Below are 15974 nucleotides of genomic sequence, written 5' to 3' on the forward strand. Positions count from 1 at the left end.
AGGGCTAGTGGGTATTGCCCACCCTATAAAATTCAAAGCCCAGAAGATTTACAAATTTTTATTTCGGTACCATTCATCTAATCAGTTTCTCAAAGGTGTAGGAGTATGAAGAAGGTTGCGATCGTTCAATCCAACTACATTCCCTGGAAGGGCTATTTCGACATGATCGCCGCCGTCGATGAGTTCATCCTCTACGATGACGTGCAGTATACTCGGCGGGATTGGCGCAACCGTAATCAGATCAAGACACCTCATGGCGTTCAATGGCTGACTGTGCCAGTCAAAGTAAAGTCTAAATACCTCCAGCGCATTCGCGATACGGAAATTGACGGCTTTGACTGGGCAGAAACGCACTGGAAGGCCCTAATGCGAAATTATCGACGGGCACCCCATTTCGAGGAAATTGCTGCCTGGTTAGAACCCCTCTATTTCCAGAAACAGTACACCCATCTCAGTCAACTGAATCGAACGTTGATCGAAGCCGTATGTAGCTACCTGGGTATTACAACCAAAATCAGCAACTCCTGGGATTACACCCTGGTGGAAGGGAAAACGGAACGTTTAGTCGAGCTTTGTGGCCAAACAGGAGCCTGTGAGTATATCTCTGGTCCCTCTGCCCAGGGCTATATCGAAGAAAATATGTTTAGGGAGCGGGGTATCAAACTGACCTGGTTCGATTATTCTGGTTACCCAGAGTATCCTCAACTATGGGGTGAGTTTATCCATGAGGTGACAATTCTCGATCTTCTGTTTAACTGCGGTAGGAACGCACCCAGGTCCATGAAATATATAAAGTCATGAAGCTTTCTATCGTCTCAACTCTCTACAAGTCTGCTCCCTATATTGATGAGTTCTGCTGGCGTGCGGGTAAAGCTGCACGAGAATTAGCTGGTGAGGACTATGAGATTCTGCTGGTAAACGATGGTTCGCCCGATAAGAGTCTGGATATTGCGATCGCGGCCACTGAGCGTGACTCTCACGTAGTTTTAATTGATCTCTCACGCAATTTTGGCCATCACAAAGCCATGATGACTGGACTAGCCTATGCAAAAGGTGATCTCATTTTTCTAATTGACAGTGATTTGGAAGAAGAACCCGAATGGCTGTTGAGTTTCTACCAGCAATTCACCATCGAAAACTGTGATGTGGTTTATGGCGTACAAGAACGGCGAAAAGGGAGTACCTTTGAACGCTGGAGTGGGCAATGGTTTTATCGCCTGTTTAATGCTCTCACCGGGTTAGAATTGCCAGAAAACATTGTCACCGCCAGGCTGATGTCTCGTCGTTATGTCAGAGCATTACTGCGTCACCGAGAGCGGGAGGTTTTCATGGCAGGGCTCTGGCATATCACTGGCTTCTTTCAAAAGCCCCAGGTTGTCAGAAAGCTTTGTGGTAGTGAAACCACCTATACATTTAGTCGTAAAATGTCGCTCCTGGTAAACGCGGTGGCTTCTTTTAGCAATGCGCCTCTGATTGCGATTTTCTACCTGGGTGTGTTCATTTCATTACTGGCGGGAATTTATATCATTCTTCTGATAATTTACTGGTTATTTTTCACTAAACCCATTAGTGGTTGGACTTCGGTGATGGCGTCAATCTGGTTGCTAGGTGGTTTGATTATTTCTTTTATTGGTGTTGTTGGGATCTACCTTTCCAAGATCTTCTCCGAAACCAAACGGCGTCCCTATACGATCGTGCGGCAGGTTTATGGCAGATAAGAAAAACAGTATTCTAACTGATGTGGCCGCTTACTACTCCGCCAAGTTAGTTGAACACGGTGAGACACCGCAGGGGGTCGATTGGAACAGCGAAGCAAGCCAGATGCTGCGTTTTGAGCAACTGAGCAAAATTATCCAACAGCCAGCCCATTTTTCGCTCAATGACTTTGGGTGTGGTTATGGAGCACTGTTTGAATTCCTTACTTCGAGGTTTCACCATTTCAGTTACGTTGGCTGTGACATTTCTCAGGAAATGATACGTGCTGCTCAGCGGCGCTATGCCAACCATGCTCATGCGCATTTTATGGTGGCTGCGGAACCGCTAGAGCCAGCAGATTACAGTGTGGCGAGTGGCATTTTTAATGTCAAATTGGGCTATCACAATTCTGAATGGAAAGAGTATCTGGAGACGACGCTTGAGGTGTTAAATCGCTTCAGCCGTAAAGGTTTTACCTTCAACTGTTTGACATCATACTCAGATGTGGACAAGATGCGGGATAACCTGTACTATGCCGACCCCTGTTTTTTATTTGATCTTTGCAAGCGTCGCTACTCACGAAACGTGGCATTACTGCATGATTATGATCTGTATGAATTCACGATCTTGGTGAGGAAGTCGGTATGAAAAAGCCACTGGTAATTTTTGGTGCGGGTGATATTGCCCAGCTTGCCCATTACTACTTCACCACCGACTCTGAATATGAAGTTGTCGCCTTTACCGTCGATGCAGATTATCTGACTAACCCCACCTTCTGTGATTTGCCCCTTGTTCCTTTTGAAGAGATTGATAAGAACTATCCTCCTAATCAATACGAGATGTTTATTGCAGTCAGTTATGCAAAACTCAATGCCATCCGCAAAGAGAAGTATCTAGCTGCAAAGGCGATGGATTACCGAATGGCAAGTTTCATCAGCCCCCATGCGACGGTGCTGAATCAGGGCCGGATCGGCGAGAATTGTTTTATTTTTGAGGACAACACGATTCAGCCGTTTGTCACCATTGGAAATAATGTGACGTTATGGAGCGGCAATCATATTGGACATCATTCGATCATCCATGATCACTGTTTTATTTCCTCCCATGTGGTGATTTCAGGAGGGGTCGAAATTGGCGAATGTTGCTTCATTGGAGTCAATGCCACGCTACGCGATCATATTAAAGTTGGAGAACGATGCGTCATTGGCGCGGGAGCCCTGATTCTTGCAGATGCCGAAGCAGAAGGTGTTTACGTAGGCAATGCCACTGAGCGTGCCAAGATCCCAAGCAGTCGCTTGAGGAGTATCTAAGTAGCGAGGCGCAATTAAATTAAGGATAATTTTGGGGGTGGAGGGGGTTTCACCCCCTGCCTGGGGGCGCAGCCCCCACTCCCCTCCTTTATCGATTAGTTATGACTACCTACTTAGAAGGTTCACGAATGCGTTGGAGAAAAGTGGGACAGGTTTATTGTCCGGAATTGATTCACCCTAAGTTGGTCAGCCATGCGGCCAATCCACTGGCTGTGTGGTTAGAGAGGGACGTGTATCGGGTTTTTTTTAGTGGGCGCGATCGCCAAAATCGCTCCTCAGTCGGGTTTGTCGATGTGGATATCGAACAACGTAAGGTTGTTTATGTCCACGACAAGCCAGTGTTTGAGTATGGTTCGGAAGATAGCTTTTATGCCTGCGGTGTTAGTATTGGTAACTGCTATCAGGTGGGCGATCGGCGCTACATCCTCTTTATGGGCTGGCAATGCCCGGCAGAGGGACACTGGCGGGGCGACATTGGACGACTTATACTTGAGCCCGACTTTTCTCTACGCCTGGATAGCGATGAGCCATTCATGGCTGTGGATGCCATTGATCGGGTGAGCCTGTCCTATCCGTGGGTCATCCAGGAAGAAAACGGGCATTACCGCATGTGGTATGGTTCAACCGTCACCTGGGATGCTGGCAATGGTGAAATGCTACATGTGATCAATCATGCCTCTTCAGCTGATGGGCATCGCTGGCAACGTCATGGTCTTGCGGTGCCCTACCAACTGGGTGTAGCCCAGGCCTTTTCCCGCCCGACGGTGATTGGCGATCGGAATGAAGGCTATCACATGTGGTTCTCCTACCGGAGTGGAACAGGCGAAAAGTATCGGATTGGCTATGCTTACAGCCAAGATGGTGAAGTCTGGGAATTACGTTTGCATGAAACGGGGATTGATGTGTCTGAAACAGGCTGGGATTCTGAGATGATTGAGTATCCTTTTGTTTTTGACCATCAGGGTGAGCGTTATATGCTTTATAACGGTAATGGCTACGGCAAGACCGGGTTTGGTCTGGCTGTTATGGAGTTCTAATGAGTTTCAGACATTTGGATTATTTATACATTGCGGCGACAATAGGATTTACTGTTTACGGACAGTTGATTCTCAAATGGCGGATCCGAAATTTCGGCCCACTTCCCGTAGATCCAGTCAGCAAACTTCAATTTCTTTTATCACTGCTTCTGGACCCTGCAATTTTCTCCAGTTTTGCAGCCGCGTTTCTGGCCGCCTTAGCCTGGATGGCGGCGATGACGAAGTTTGAACTCAGTCACGCCTATCCATTTATGAGTTTGAATTTTATGATGGTGCTGATCTTAAGCGGCGTGTTGCTGAGAGAACCTTTGACACCACCAAAGCTGATTGGGGTGATGTTAATTGTTCTGGGGACAACAGTGGCGGCGCGTGGTTAAGGGGTAAGGATAATGGGACGATAGAGTAAGCTTATGAAGCTCTGTCTGACGTGTCGAAAGCGATTTGATGATGAGACGTGGGAATGTCCCGCCTGCGGTTACCATCCACCACTGCGAGACGGATGTCTGTCCTTTGCTCCGGATTTAGCGGATGAAAATGATGGTTTCACTCAGGAATATTTTGATCAATTAATTGAATTAGAAGCAGGTCATTTCTGGTTTCGTGCTCGCAATAAACTCATTATTTGGGCTTTGCAAACCTATTTCCCAGGGGTTGATTCATTTCTGGAGGTTGGTTGCGGTACAGGGTTCGTGTTGAGTGGAATTCGTGCAGCCTGCCCCCATATCAGGCTCTGTGGCAGTGAAATCTTTAGTCGGGGATTGCAGTTTGCCCAGCAGCGATCGCCCGAAGTCAACCTGTTTCAGATGGATGCTCGTCAGATTCCGTTTTCTCAGGAGTTTGATGTCGTTGGTGCCTTTGATGTCCTGGAACACATTGAGGAAGACCAATTGGTTTTGCAGCAGTTATTTCAGGCAGTGAAACCGGGTGGTGGCTTGATAATTACGGTGCCTCAGCATCGTTTTTTATGGAGTGTGGTAGACGAACTATCCTTTCATAAACGACGGTATCGCAGGATCGAATTGGTGACAAAAGTTGAGCATGCAGGCTTCAGGCTGGTACGAACGACCTCTTTTGTTTCCTTGCTATTCCCGTTGATGTTGCTCTCACGCTTAAAGCAACAGGCAAATCAGGATAACTTGGATTTAATGGCGGAGTACAAAATAGGGGCGACTTTGCAACGGGTGCTGGGAAGCATTCTTAACGTGGAACGGGCGATGATTCAAAATGGTGTATCATTCCCGGTAGGTGGTTCGCTACTTTTGATTGCCAGAAAAGTTTGAGGAGTATTCCCTGCTTGGTCCAACGATTAACCCGTGTTTTATCAATTCCGACACTATATCGTTTGCTTCAGTATACGATCGCAGGTCCTTCGGCTTACGAAGATTTGGTTCACGACTACATCCGCCCAAAGTCAGGAGACCGTATCTTAGATATTGGCTGTGGACCGGCGTACATTTTGCATTACATGCCAGCAGTAGATTATGTTGGGTTTGACGAAAATCCTCGCTATATTGCGTTTGCCCAGTCAAAGTTAGGCGATCGCGGTACCTTTTACTGCAATAGAGTGAATGCTGCGTCCCTGCAAACCCTGGGTCAGGAAGAAAGTTTTGACTTGGTATTAGCGATCGCAATCCTCCACCATTTAGATGATGACGAAGCCATTCAACTGTTTCAATTAGCCCGCAAAGCTCTAAAACCCGGCGGAAGGTTCGTCTCTATCGACTCTTGTTATGTGAAACAGCAATCCCCAATCGCCCGGTTCATTATTTCAATGGATCGGGGACGCTACGTTCGCCAGGAGCAAGAATATGTCAAACTGGCTTCCAATGTGTTCTCGTCAATTACGGTTGATATTCGCCACGATCGCCTGCGGATTCCATACACCCACATTATTTTGGAATGCGTGAAGTAGTTATCATCCTGCCTCATTCTGAATCTTTGCTTCGACGCAGGATTGGGAAATTGCCCGGTAAAAGTAGCCACTCAGGTAAGCGAGGTTAACCGTAACCAGTAGCCCCCTGGCAAGCCAGGAATCCAGCATCGGAAAAATGTAAAGAGTGGCGGCCAGTACCAGTAACTTTTCGACTAGACTAACGATCCGCCCATGATGGCGAGGATCCCAGTAGGATAGTGGACTAATGAACCGAAAGTGACTGAATGGCAGGAAGTGGCGATGGGCATCGTGGTTGTGGATGGGCAAATCTCCCAGAGAGTGCAAAATCGCGCTGAGAAAAAGCAACTCAGCCAACTGCCAGCCTGCAAAATGAGCCCCTATCGCCGCAATCGCCGCCAGAGGAATGGAGTGGAAAGAATGGTTAATGGTTTGCCAGAATGGATTCCAGTAGGTTTCTCTCCAGATTTGCCGCTCACATTGACGACAAATCCCCCTTGCCCAGAAATACATAATAAACATCGGTACATCGGGGAGTACGGCCCCAAATGCGATTGGTAGGATGGCTTCAGGCTGCTGGTCAACCAGTAGCGCGAGGTTAACAATGGCATGACTAGGTGTATTCATGCGGGTATCTGGTATAAGGTCGAATCAATTCATTACGAGAACAGTATCGCCTAGAATCGAACCACTATCTCAATGAAAGTTAATGATTGAGACAGATACCCCCCTTGCCCTCGCAGTGGGCTTCCATGCCCTCTCCGATCCACTGCGGCTCAAAGTTCTCGACCTGCTGCGAGAGGAGGAACTCTGTGTGTGCGACCTGTGTGAACAACTTGAGGTCAGCTAGTCAAAACTATCCTTTCACCTAAAAACGTTGAAAGAGGCTGAACTGGTACGTGCCCGCCAGGATGGTCGCTGGATCTACTACAGCCTGAACTTACCCCAGTTTGCCGTTCTAGAACAATACCTGGCAGAGTACCGCCGCTTCAGTCCAATACTGTCTGCCCGGCCCTGCGGGGAAAAGTGAGTAGGGAAGATGTAAATTCTAATGGAGGCAACAGGCGACAGGGTGAAGAGATAGAGGAGGGGATAAGTTTTGTGTTCTGAAGGCTATATGGAGAAATGGAGGAGTTTTCAGTTTTGAGTAGCTCCTGATCTCTGTCTAACCCCCAGACCCAACCCCAGTACCCTTCCTCCTGGCTCCTGGCTTGATCACCCATTGATGCAATTCCTGGCAGAAACAAATTCGCTTAACGAAAATATAAGTTCCAGGTATCCCAGGCAACTTGACAAATCAACTTTTTTTGAAAAGTTCTAATAAGAATTCTTCAGATACAAGATTGATCACAACATGGGGTAGGGCACTCCTGTTTAGATTTTGAAAGAGCTTTCTCATTTTAGATCTTAGAAAAAGGCTCTCACGTCACTCTTGTAACCAACAACTAACAATTCCCAAGATGTCTGCCACAACTTCTTCCCAGGTCAATCTGAAAAATTACATCCTGGTTACACTTGCTTACTGGGGGTTCACCATTACAGATGGTGCCCTGCGGATGCTGGTGCTGCTTTATTTTTATGAAATCGGCTACTCGCCGTTGGAGGTGGCATTTCTATTTCTGTTCTATGAGATTTTTGGTATTGTCACTAATTTTTTGGGTGGCTGGGTTGGTTCCCAAATGGGACTCAAAGTTACGCTTTATAGCGGGGTTGGACTCCAGATATTTGCGCTGATCATGCTGTCGTGGCTCAATCGGGACTGGCCACAGGGGTTTGCGGTGCTTTATGTGATGGTGTCGCAGGCGCTTTCGGGGATTGCTAAAGACCTAACCAAGATGAGTACGAAGAGTGCAATCCGATTGGTGGTGCCGCAGGATGCCCAGTCTTCTCTGTTCAAATGGGTGGCGATTCTAACCGGGTCTAAAAATGCTTTGAAAGGGGTTGGCTTTTTTGTGGGGGCAGCGTTGCTATCCCTGGTTGGGTTTGTGCCAGCTTTGTGGATTATGGCCGGAATGCTGTTTGCCTTAATGTTTACTGGGTTGATGCTGCCGAGGGGGATGGGCAAAATCAAGGCAAAGGTGAAGTTCACACAACTTTTTTCAAAGAGTCGAGAGATCAACATTCTGTCAGCGGCCCGGTTCTTTCTGTTTGGCTCTAGAGATGTCTGGTTTGTTGTGAGTTTACCAGTCTTTTTGCGGGGTCCATTGGGCTGGTCTTTTTACCAGGTAGGAGGGTTCCTGGCCATCTGGGTGATTGGCTATGGGATTGTGCAGTCGCTTGCTCCTACGCTGCTGAAGCGGTTTGGTTCTGGTCGTCCACCGCAGGCAAGTACGATTCAGTTCTGGACATTTACATTGACAGCCATTCCGGCAGCGATCGCAATCGCCCTCCAGTCCAGCGCGTCTCCTAGCACTGTCATCATTGTTGGTTTACTCATCTTTGGCGTGGTGTTTGCCTTTAACTCTGCGGTTCACTCTTACCTAGTGCTGGCATTTACAGATGACGACAAGGTCGCACTCAATGTGGGCTTTTACTACATGGCAAATTCAGCCGGAAGGCTTGCAGGGACAGTGTTATCGGGTTTGATCTACCAGCTTTATGGGATTGTTGGCTGTTTATGGGCTTCAACACTAATGGTGCTTGCAGCAGGCATCATTTCACTCAAGCTCCCCAATCCTAAGCCAGTAAGTGTAGTTGACTGGAAAGCAGGGGATGGAGATTAACAAGATAACCACGGCGATCGCTGTATTTTCACGAGCTCGAGTTCAGTGTAACTTTGGGTGAACGGCACTGCACAAGTATCGATCAGTAGCTGAAACCCCCGAAATCTCGTGCCTTGTTATGCCAATTTTGACCTTGTGCCAGTGATATTCAACTTTGGGTGATTCGATGCCAGGATCAAGATATTGATTCCCCACTCCCCTCTCCGTAATTTCGTGCTGAAGCCGGGTGGTTTTATAGCTGTCACCAGGTTGCTGAGGATATTGGTTTTAAGGGGGTGTGGGGCTGCGCCCCCAGCCAGGGGTTCCACCCCTGCACCCCGTCCTAAGCCTGGTGGCTATCGCTATATATAAAGAGTTAGCTGCTCACTTTTTTTCCGTCCAGTTTTGGTTAGAAATGTTAGAGTCACTAAGAAGTTTTATCCGGTTTCTGCGAGGAGCGATGCTGAAACGGCGGAGAACAAGAGTTTTAATCATTTCGGGGACAGGGGTATGCGCCCTGGTGTTAGGTGGTGGTCTGTCGCTGGCACGATTAAATGGCTGGTGGAGAAGTGAGCCATTTCAGGAAGCGGGACGGGGAAATCCTTCCCGAATCCAAGGAATTGACTCGCTAAAGGCATTGCCGTCTCCCCAGCGCACAGCCAAACTAGAAAAAATCGCGAACGAAGATCACTCTCCTGACCGGAACAGGGCTCGCTATTTGCTGGCTAATGAATTGCTACAACAGGGGCAGGGGAAGAAGGCACTGGAGCAATTGCAGGGGTTAGAGACAAGCTACCCAGTTCTGGCGGCCCATGTATTGCGTAAACAGGCGCAAGCCTACGAGCTGATGAAGGATGAGGGTAAGGCCCAGGCCACCTGGCAGGAACTTGTAAGGCGCTATCCGAACGATCCAGTAACGGCAGAGGCGCTGGTTGCTTTGGGGCAGAAGGACCCCAGCTATGGAGAGCGGGCGATCGCTCAGTTTCCTGCCCACCCCCGCACAATTGAAATGGTACAACAGCGGCTGAAGCAAAACCCAAATCAGCCTCAGTTGTTATTGATTCTGGCTCGGCATGGTCACTATCTTTCCAACTACATCGCTGTGTTAGATCGACTGGCGAGTCAGTATGCTAATCAATTGACGCCTCAGGATTGGGAGGCGATCGCCTTTGGCTATTGGGAAAAGCAACAGTACGGCAAAGCTGGAGCCGCCTATGCCCGTGCCCCCTACACGCCACGTAATGCCTATCGCACCGCACGAGGGCTGCAATTGGGGGAAAGAGGGGGAGCCGTACAAGCATATAAACGTCTGGTCAACGATTTTCCTAAAGCTCAAGAGACTTCTTTGGCTCTCCTGAGACTAGCGCGACTGGTAGAACCGAATGCAGCCATGACTTATTTGGATCAACTGGTCAGCCAGTTTCCAGTGCGGGCGGGCGATGCATTGTTGGAGAAAGTTAAGATATACGAAGAACTGAACAGCTCAAAGTCAGCCACCCAAATTCGTCAGATTCTATTAACACGCTTTGGTAAGTCCAACGCGGCGGCAGAACTTCGCTGGAAACTGGCCCAGGCAGAAGCGGAAGCCAAAGACTTTCGAGCTGCCCAGCAATGGGCAAAGCAAATTCTTGAACAAAATCCTGATAGCGAATTTGCACCAGAGGCAGGGTTCTGGATGGGCAAATGGGCAACCCGGCTAGGAAAGCAGGATGATGCCTTGAAAGCTTATAGAACCGTGATTAGCCAGTATCCAGAGTCTTACTACGCCTGGCGATCGGCATCCATGATTGGCTGGCAGGTAGGTGATTTCACAACTGTTCGTCAGCTCAATCCGGCGATTGAGCGCCCCGCTTCTCGTGCTAAACTGCCGGTGGGGTCAGCCGCATTGAAGGAACTCTACCAGCTTGGGCAGGATAGAGATGCCTGGGCACTATGGCAGGTAGAATTTCAAAACCCAATGCAGCCTACTGTTGCCGAGCAGTTTACAGATGGAGTGCTGCGGCTGGGCGTTGGCGACTATCTAGATGGGATTTTTATGGTTTCCCATCTGAGTGAACGAGAAGACCCCCGTGAGCAGTCGGAGTACCAGGAACTCAAAAATCAACTGCCCTACTGGCAGGCACTCTACCCCTTTCCCTTCCTGAAGCCCATTGAAACCTGGTCCCAGGAACGGCAAATCAATCCCCTGTTGGTCACCGCCCTCATTCGCCAGGAATCCCGCTTTATGCCAGGGATTGAATCCGTAGCCGGAGCTAAAGGGCTGATGCAGGTCATGCCCGATACCGGAGCCTGGATTGCCAAGCAAATCAAGCTCAAGCAGTATGAGTTAAACGAGCCTGAGGACAATATCCAGTTAGGTACCTGGTATCTGGACTATACCCATCGGGAGTATGGGGAAAATTCAATGTTGGCGGTTGCAAGTTACAACGCAGGTCCTGGAGCCGTTGCTGATTGGGTTGCCAAAAGAGGGCTGGGCGATCCGGATGAGTTCGTTGAAGCGATTCCTTACAGCGAAACAAGGGGTTACGTCAAATCAGTGTTTGAGAATTATTGGAACTACCTGCGACTCTACAATCCGGAAATCTCCCAGAAGGTGGCTCAGGTTTCTAAGGAGCATCCCACAAGAGCTGATGAGGGATAAGCCTGATGCCTTGATACACTTAACAGTGTAGTTTTGAGAGGCCGACCCTTGTTAGACGAACAAGCGAAAAAAACCATGCTGCGGAAGATCCCCCATGGCCTCTATGTCTGTGGGGTTAAGGATGGGGATGAAGTAAATGGTTTTACTGCAAGCTGGGTGATGCAAGCATCCTTTACGCCGCCGCTTGTGGTGAACTGTGTGAAGCAAGACTCCAGATCCCACGCCATGATTAAAACCAGTGGAGTTTTTGCTCTCAGCATTTTAGAAGCCGGACAAAAGGATCTGGCGCAAAAGTTCTTTAAGCCTCAACGACGGGTGGGCAACAAGTTTGAGGATGTGGAGTTTTACCTGGGAGAAACGGGATGTCCCATCATTTCCAGCACTCTGGGATATGTAGAATGCCGGGTGGTGGGCTCCGTTGAAAAAGGCGATCACACTGTTTTTGTTGGCGAGGTGATTGCGGCAGGAGTTCACCGTGAGGGAGAACCACTTTTGCTTGAAAGTACTGGCTGGCAGTATGGAGGATAAGCAAGTATGCCTCTAATTAAAGTGCAAACTTCAGTTGAATCTTTTGAAAAAGCTCAGGTAGATAGACTATTGAAAAATCTGTCTGCCAGCTTGGCGAAGCATGTGGGCAAGCCGGAGTCGTATGTGATGACAACCTTTGAACCGGGGGTGGTAATGACGTTTGGGGGAACTTTTGATCCAGTTTGTTACATCGAGGTCAAGAATGTGGGAGGGATGAGTCCCACTCAGACAAAGGCAATGAGTCAGGATTTTTGTCAGCAAATTCATGAAACGTTGGGGGTGCCGACGAATCGAATCTATATCGAATTTGCAGAGGCAAAGGGTGCAATGTGGGGCTGGAATGGCTCCACTTTTGGTTAGAAGGGGGCTAGCCGTATGAGCTGAGTTCAACTCGTACAAGCTCCAATTCTTAGCCGGAATCAGCAGTGCCGGTTAGGATGGCTTCGATGATCCGGTAGGGTGCATTGCTGAACGTCATTAGGATCGCCTCAACTTGCTTCATCTACCTGGATATGAGCTTTAACTTTCTGGGATTACTGCGATCGCGCGAGCCAGAAAAACCCCTCGGCGGACGCTACAAAATCATTCGTCAGTTGAGCGCAGGTGGCTTCGGGCACACCTTTCTGGCTGAAGACATTCATCTGCCAAACCATCCTCAATGTGTGCTCAAACAATTGAAGCCTCAGTTTAAAGATGCTGAGCAGTTACAAATTGCTCGACGGTTGTTTAACACAGAGGCAGAAGTCCTTTACCAGTTGGGCAACCATGATCAAATTCCTCGTCTGCTGGCGCACTTTGAGGAAAGCCGGGAGTTTTACCTGGCGCAAGAACTGATTGTTGGGGATGCCCTGGATCAACTGCTGATTGAAGGGAATCAATGGACCCAGCCAGCTGTCGTTGCCCTCCTTAAGGACATCCTGGAAGTGCTGGCCTTTGTCCACCAGCAGGGAGTAATTCATCGGGATATTAAGCCCTCCAATCTGATTCGGCGTCAACGTGACGGCAGAATTGTCTTAATTGATTTTGGGGCAGTCAAACAGGTTAGTGCAGCAACTTTTGACGCTCGAACCGGGCAAACCAGCTTGACGATCGCCATTGGCACGCAGGGCTATATGCCCGATGAACAGCTAGCAGGTAACCCCCGCTTCAGCAGCGATGTTTATGCTGTGGGCATGGTCGGCATTCAGGCATTGACCGGCATCAATCCCAGGCGGTTAACGAAAGATCCGCGGACGAGCGAATTGCTCTGGCAGCAACCGGGAGTGAGCGATCGCCCCAAACTTTCCTCAGAAATCAGCCCAGAACTGGCGGCTATTCTAACCCGCATGGTCCGCTACGACTTTCGGGAACGCTACTCTACGGCTGCTGAAGCTCTGGAAGCATTGCAGGGTTTACCATCCAACCTGCTGGACTTCCAGACTTTGACTCCAGACAATTCGGAAATCGCAGACCTGCCAACGGCAAAATTTACCCCTGAGGTACCCGCTGCAACCCCAACTCCTCCCCAGGCCACGCTTGCAAGCCCCTTGCAGGTCGAGCAATCCGGTTCCCAGGTTCAACTAGAGCAGCCAGGTAGCAGTGGTGAGGAGACACTCGCAATTCCTGGTGTTGCTTCCCCCGGTCCTTCCAACGAAGGTGCCGCTTTAGCCAGATCAGTGCCAGAGAAAGCCACCGAAGTTATTGGTACGCACTTGCGATCGCTGCTTTCAACCGCAACCGTTGTTCTGCCTCAAATTGCTCACAGGTCGCTGACCAAACCCTGGCTCTTGTTGGGCGGCGTAACAGTTCTTGGGCTCAGCATCCTGTTCGTAAAGTCCCTATTCCCGTCTAAACCGGTTCCTCCGGTAACGGCAACCAATCCTTCAGAAAATTCGGCTCCATCCACCCCTTCCCCAGAAACTCAGGTAAGCGAGTTGCTCAAGCAGGCAAAGCAACTTCAGGAAGCCAGGCAACCTCAAAAAGCTCTAGCCCTCTATAACGAGACCCTTGCCATCAATCCCAAAAATGCCGAAGCCCAGTGGGGGCGGTGCTACAACCTGAATCGTTTGCAACAGCTAAAGGAGGCTATGGCAGCCTGTGATAAGGCGCTGGCATTGCGACCCAACTATCCAGAAGCCTTATGGAGCAAGGGTTATATCCTGGATCAGCAGAAGCGTTACTCCGAATCTCTGGCACTGTATGAACGGGCGATCGCTCTCAAACCAGATTTTGCTGAAGCCTGGAGCAACAAAGGAACCGCCCTTTTGCTACTTGACCGTCCCGCAGAAGCAGTGACCGCCTTTGATCAGGCTCTGAAGCTAAAACCGAACTTAGCAGAATCCTGGAACAATCGCGGTGCAGCGCTCTGGAGATTGCAACAGTTCGACACAGCCATAGCCTCCATCGACAAAGCGCTCCAACTCCAACCCAATTACCCAGATGCCAGAAGCTTACGGGAACAAATGCGGCAGAGGCTAGGGCGCTAACCAGAGATAACGATATCCAGCAGCACCTATGAAAGAAAAAAGAAGGCAGGTCAGAGGCTAAAATAAAGCAGCATTGCTCAACCTGAGATTGTGAGTCTATGGTCACTGCTGCCCCAGCAAAAACTCAATACGAAGCGGTTATTGGACTGGAAACCCACGTTCAACTAAAGACCAACACGAAAATTTTTTGTAATTGCGCAACAACGTTTGGTGGAACGCCGAATACTCAAGTTTGCCCGGTATGCATGGGGATGCCGGGAGTTCTGCCGGTACTGAATCAGAAAGTGCTGGAGTATGCCGTCAAAGCAGGGTTGGCATTGAACTGCGAAATTGCTCCCTACAGTAAGTTCGATCGCAAGCAGTACTTCTACCCCGATCTCCCCAAGGACTATCAAATTTCCCAGTATGACCTGCCAATCGCTCAACACGGCTGGCTTGAAATTGAGTTGGTGAACAAGGAAACTGGAGAGGCGACACGCAAGCGGATTGGTATCACCCGTCTGCACATGGAAGAGGATGCAGGCAAGCTGGTGCATGGGGGGAGCGATCGCCTTGCGGGTTCCACCTATTCGCTGGTAGACTTCAACCGCACCGGCGTACCCCTGGCAGAAATTGTGTCAGAGCCAGATATGCGCTCTGGACAAGAGGCCGCCGAGTATGCCCAGGAACTTCGCCGCATCTTGCGCTATCTGGGCGTCAGCGATGGCAACATGCAGGAAGGTTCTCTTCGATGTGATGTCAATATTTCCGTGCGCCCCGTTGGGCAAAAGGAATTTGGCACGAAGGTTGAAATCAAAAACATGAACTCCTTCAACGCCATTCAGCGGGCGATTGAGTATGAAATTGAGCGCCAAATTGAAGCGATCTCTGCTGGAGAGCGCATCATTCAAGAAACTCGCCTGTGGGAAGAGAATTCCCAACGCACTGTCAGCATGCGCAGTAAGGAAGGTTCTAGCGACTACCGCTACTTCCCAGAGCCCGACCTAGGACCGATTGAGGTTTCTCAGGAACAGCTAGCGGCATGGAAAGCAGAACTACCAGAACTGCCCTATCAGAAGCGCCAGCGCTATGAGAGCGAATTGGGCTTATCCGCCTATGATGCAAGAGTCCTGACTGACGATCGGGCAATGGCTGAATACTTTGAGGCAACAGTTGCCGCAGGCGCACCGGCCAAATTAGCGGCGAACTGGTTAATGGGTGACATCAGCGCTTACCTGAACAGCAATAGTGACGTCAGTATTAACACCCTTCCCCTCAAACCATCGGATCTGGCTGAACTGACCAATTTGATTGAAAGCGGCACCATCAGTAATAAGATTGCCAAAGACATTCTGCCAGAATTGCTGGAGCAGGGCGGTTCACCCAAAGCCATAGTCGAAGCCAAAGGACTGATCCAGATCTCCGACACCAGCGTAATTGAAGCGGCGATCGCAGAGGTTTTAGCTGCCCACCCCAAAGAGTTAGAGCAATACCGCAATGGCAAAACCAAAATGCTGGGCTTCTTTGTTGGGCAAGTTATGAAGAAAACTGGGGGACGGGCTGATCCTAAGTTGACCAATCAGTTACTGGCTCAAAAGCTGAATGAATAAGGCTTTCCTGGAACCATTTCCGCTCAAATACGACAATGAAGGGGGTAATCCCTCACCTCCCAGACCTCCTGTTGTGTTAAATCTTTATCAAAAAATCAAATAGGGGGTGTCACCCC

17 protein-coding genes are annotated in these 15974 nt (G+C 49.3%); 16 read left to right on the forward strand and 1 reads right to left on the reverse strand.

Annotated features, from left to right (window positions below; genetic code table 11):
• Nucleotides 1-105 precede the first annotated feature (105 nt).
• The 8 genes from P4D80_RS03615 (at nucleotide 106) to P4D80_RS03650 (ending at nucleotide 5954) form a co-directional block, all read left to right on the forward strand.
• Nucleotides 106-801 (forward strand): WbqC family protein, encoded by a 696-nt coding sequence (locus P4D80_RS03615; RefSeq protein WP_421657482.1) that lies wholly within the window; start codon nucleotides 106-108, stop codon nucleotides 799-801.
• A complete protein-coding gene (locus P4D80_RS03620; RefSeq protein WP_421657484.1) occupies nucleotides 798-1718 on the forward strand; it encodes a glycosyltransferase family 2 protein in 921 nt (306 codons plus the stop codon). Before P4D80_RS03615 ends, P4D80_RS03620 begins: the two co-directional genes overlap by 4 nt.
• On the forward strand, nucleotides 1708-2343 hold the full coding sequence (locus tag P4D80_RS03625) for a class I SAM-dependent methyltransferase (protein ID WP_421657485.1): 636 nt from the start codon (nucleotides 1708-1710) through the stop codon (nucleotides 2341-2343). Before P4D80_RS03620 ends, P4D80_RS03625 begins: the two co-directional genes overlap by 11 nt.
• Nucleotides 2340-3005: an acetyltransferase gene (locus P4D80_RS03630; RefSeq protein ID WP_421657486.1), complete on the forward strand. Its 666-nt coding sequence runs from the start codon at nucleotides 2340-2342 to the stop codon at nucleotides 3003-3005. The genes P4D80_RS03625 and P4D80_RS03630 overlap by 4 nt, the downstream gene beginning before the upstream one ends.
• A 128-nt stretch (nucleotides 3006-3133) precedes the next feature.
• Nucleotides 3134-4042: a hypothetical protein gene (locus tag P4D80_RS03635; protein WP_421657487.1), complete on the forward strand. Its 909-nt coding sequence runs from the start codon at nucleotides 3134-3136 to the stop codon at nucleotides 4040-4042.
• Complete coding sequence (locus P4D80_RS03640) at nucleotides 4042-4419, forward strand: EamA family transporter (RefSeq protein ID WP_421657488.1); 378 nt, start codon at nucleotides 4042-4044, stop codon at nucleotides 4417-4419. The genes P4D80_RS03635 and P4D80_RS03640 overlap by 1 nt, the downstream gene beginning before the upstream one ends.
• A gap of 33 nt (nucleotides 4420-4452) precedes the next feature.
• On the forward strand, nucleotides 4453-5322 hold the full coding sequence (locus tag P4D80_RS03645) for a class I SAM-dependent methyltransferase (protein WP_421657489.1): 870 nt from the start codon (nucleotides 4453-4455) through the stop codon (nucleotides 5320-5322).
• Between the two features lie 14 nt (nucleotides 5323-5336).
• Nucleotides 5337-5954 (forward strand): class I SAM-dependent methyltransferase, encoded by a 618-nt coding sequence (locus P4D80_RS03650; RefSeq protein WP_421657490.1) that lies wholly within the window; start codon nucleotides 5337-5339, stop codon nucleotides 5952-5954.
• Between the two features lie 3 nt (nucleotides 5955-5957).
• Here P4D80_RS03650 and P4D80_RS03655 read toward each other — a convergent pair whose 3' ends face one another.
• Complete coding sequence (locus P4D80_RS03655; protein WP_421657491.1) at nucleotides 5958-6560, reverse strand: hypothetical protein; 603 nt, start codon at nucleotides 6558-6560, stop codon at nucleotides 5958-5960.
• Nucleotides 6561-6642: 82 nt separating this feature from the next.
• On the opposite strand from P4D80_RS03655, the gene P4D80_RS03660 reads away from it, so the two are divergent.
• The 8 genes from P4D80_RS03660 (at nucleotide 6643) to gatB (ending at nucleotide 15858) form a co-directional block, all read left to right on the forward strand.
• Nucleotides 6643-6783: an ArsR/SmtB family transcription factor gene (locus P4D80_RS03660; RefSeq protein WP_421657493.1), complete on the forward strand. Its 141-nt coding sequence runs from the start codon at nucleotides 6643-6645 to the stop codon at nucleotides 6781-6783.
• 27 nt (nucleotides 6784-6810) lie between these two features.
• Nucleotides 6811-6963, forward strand: a complete 153-nt coding sequence (locus P4D80_RS03665) for an ArsR/SmtB family transcription factor (protein ID WP_421657494.1) — start codon at nucleotides 6811-6813, stop codon at nucleotides 6961-6963.
• 430 nt (nucleotides 6964-7393) lie between these two features.
• Nucleotides 7394-8656: an organoarsenical effux MFS transporter ArsJ gene (gene arsJ / locus P4D80_RS03670; RefSeq protein WP_421657495.1), complete on the forward strand. Its 1263-nt coding sequence runs from the start codon at nucleotides 7394-7396 to the stop codon at nucleotides 8654-8656.
• A gap of 331 nt (nucleotides 8657-8987) precedes the next feature.
• A complete protein-coding gene (locus P4D80_RS03675) occupies nucleotides 8988-11276 on the forward strand; it encodes a transglycosylase SLT domain-containing protein (protein WP_421657496.1) in 2289 nt (762 codons plus the stop codon).
• 48 nt (nucleotides 11277-11324) lie between these two features.
• Nucleotides 11325-11804: a flavin reductase family protein gene (locus P4D80_RS03680; RefSeq protein ID WP_421657497.1), complete on the forward strand. Its 480-nt coding sequence runs from the start codon at nucleotides 11325-11327 to the stop codon at nucleotides 11802-11804.
• Nucleotides 11805-11810: 6 nt separating this feature from the next.
• Complete coding sequence (locus P4D80_RS03685; RefSeq protein WP_421657499.1) at nucleotides 11811-12164, forward strand: phenylpyruvate tautomerase MIF-related protein; 354 nt, start codon at nucleotides 11811-11813, stop codon at nucleotides 12162-12164.
• 104 nt (nucleotides 12165-12268) lie between these two features.
• Nucleotides 12269-14269 (forward strand): protein kinase domain-containing protein, encoded by a 2001-nt coding sequence (locus P4D80_RS03690; protein ID WP_421657501.1) that lies wholly within the window; start codon nucleotides 12269-12271, stop codon nucleotides 14267-14269.
• Nucleotides 14270-14367: 98 nt separating this feature from the next.
• A complete protein-coding gene (gene gatB / locus P4D80_RS03695) occupies nucleotides 14368-15858 on the forward strand; it encodes an Asp-tRNA(Asn)/Glu-tRNA(Gln) amidotransferase subunit GatB (protein ID WP_421657502.1) in 1491 nt (496 codons plus the stop codon).
• Nucleotides 15859-15974: the final 116 nt, after the last annotated feature.

The sequence above is a fragment of the Leptothermofonsia sp. ETS-13 genome (assembly GCF_049200465.1).
Taxonomy (GTDB): Bacteria; Cyanobacteriota; Cyanobacteriia; order Leptolyngbyales; family Leptolyngbyaceae; genus Leptothermofonsia.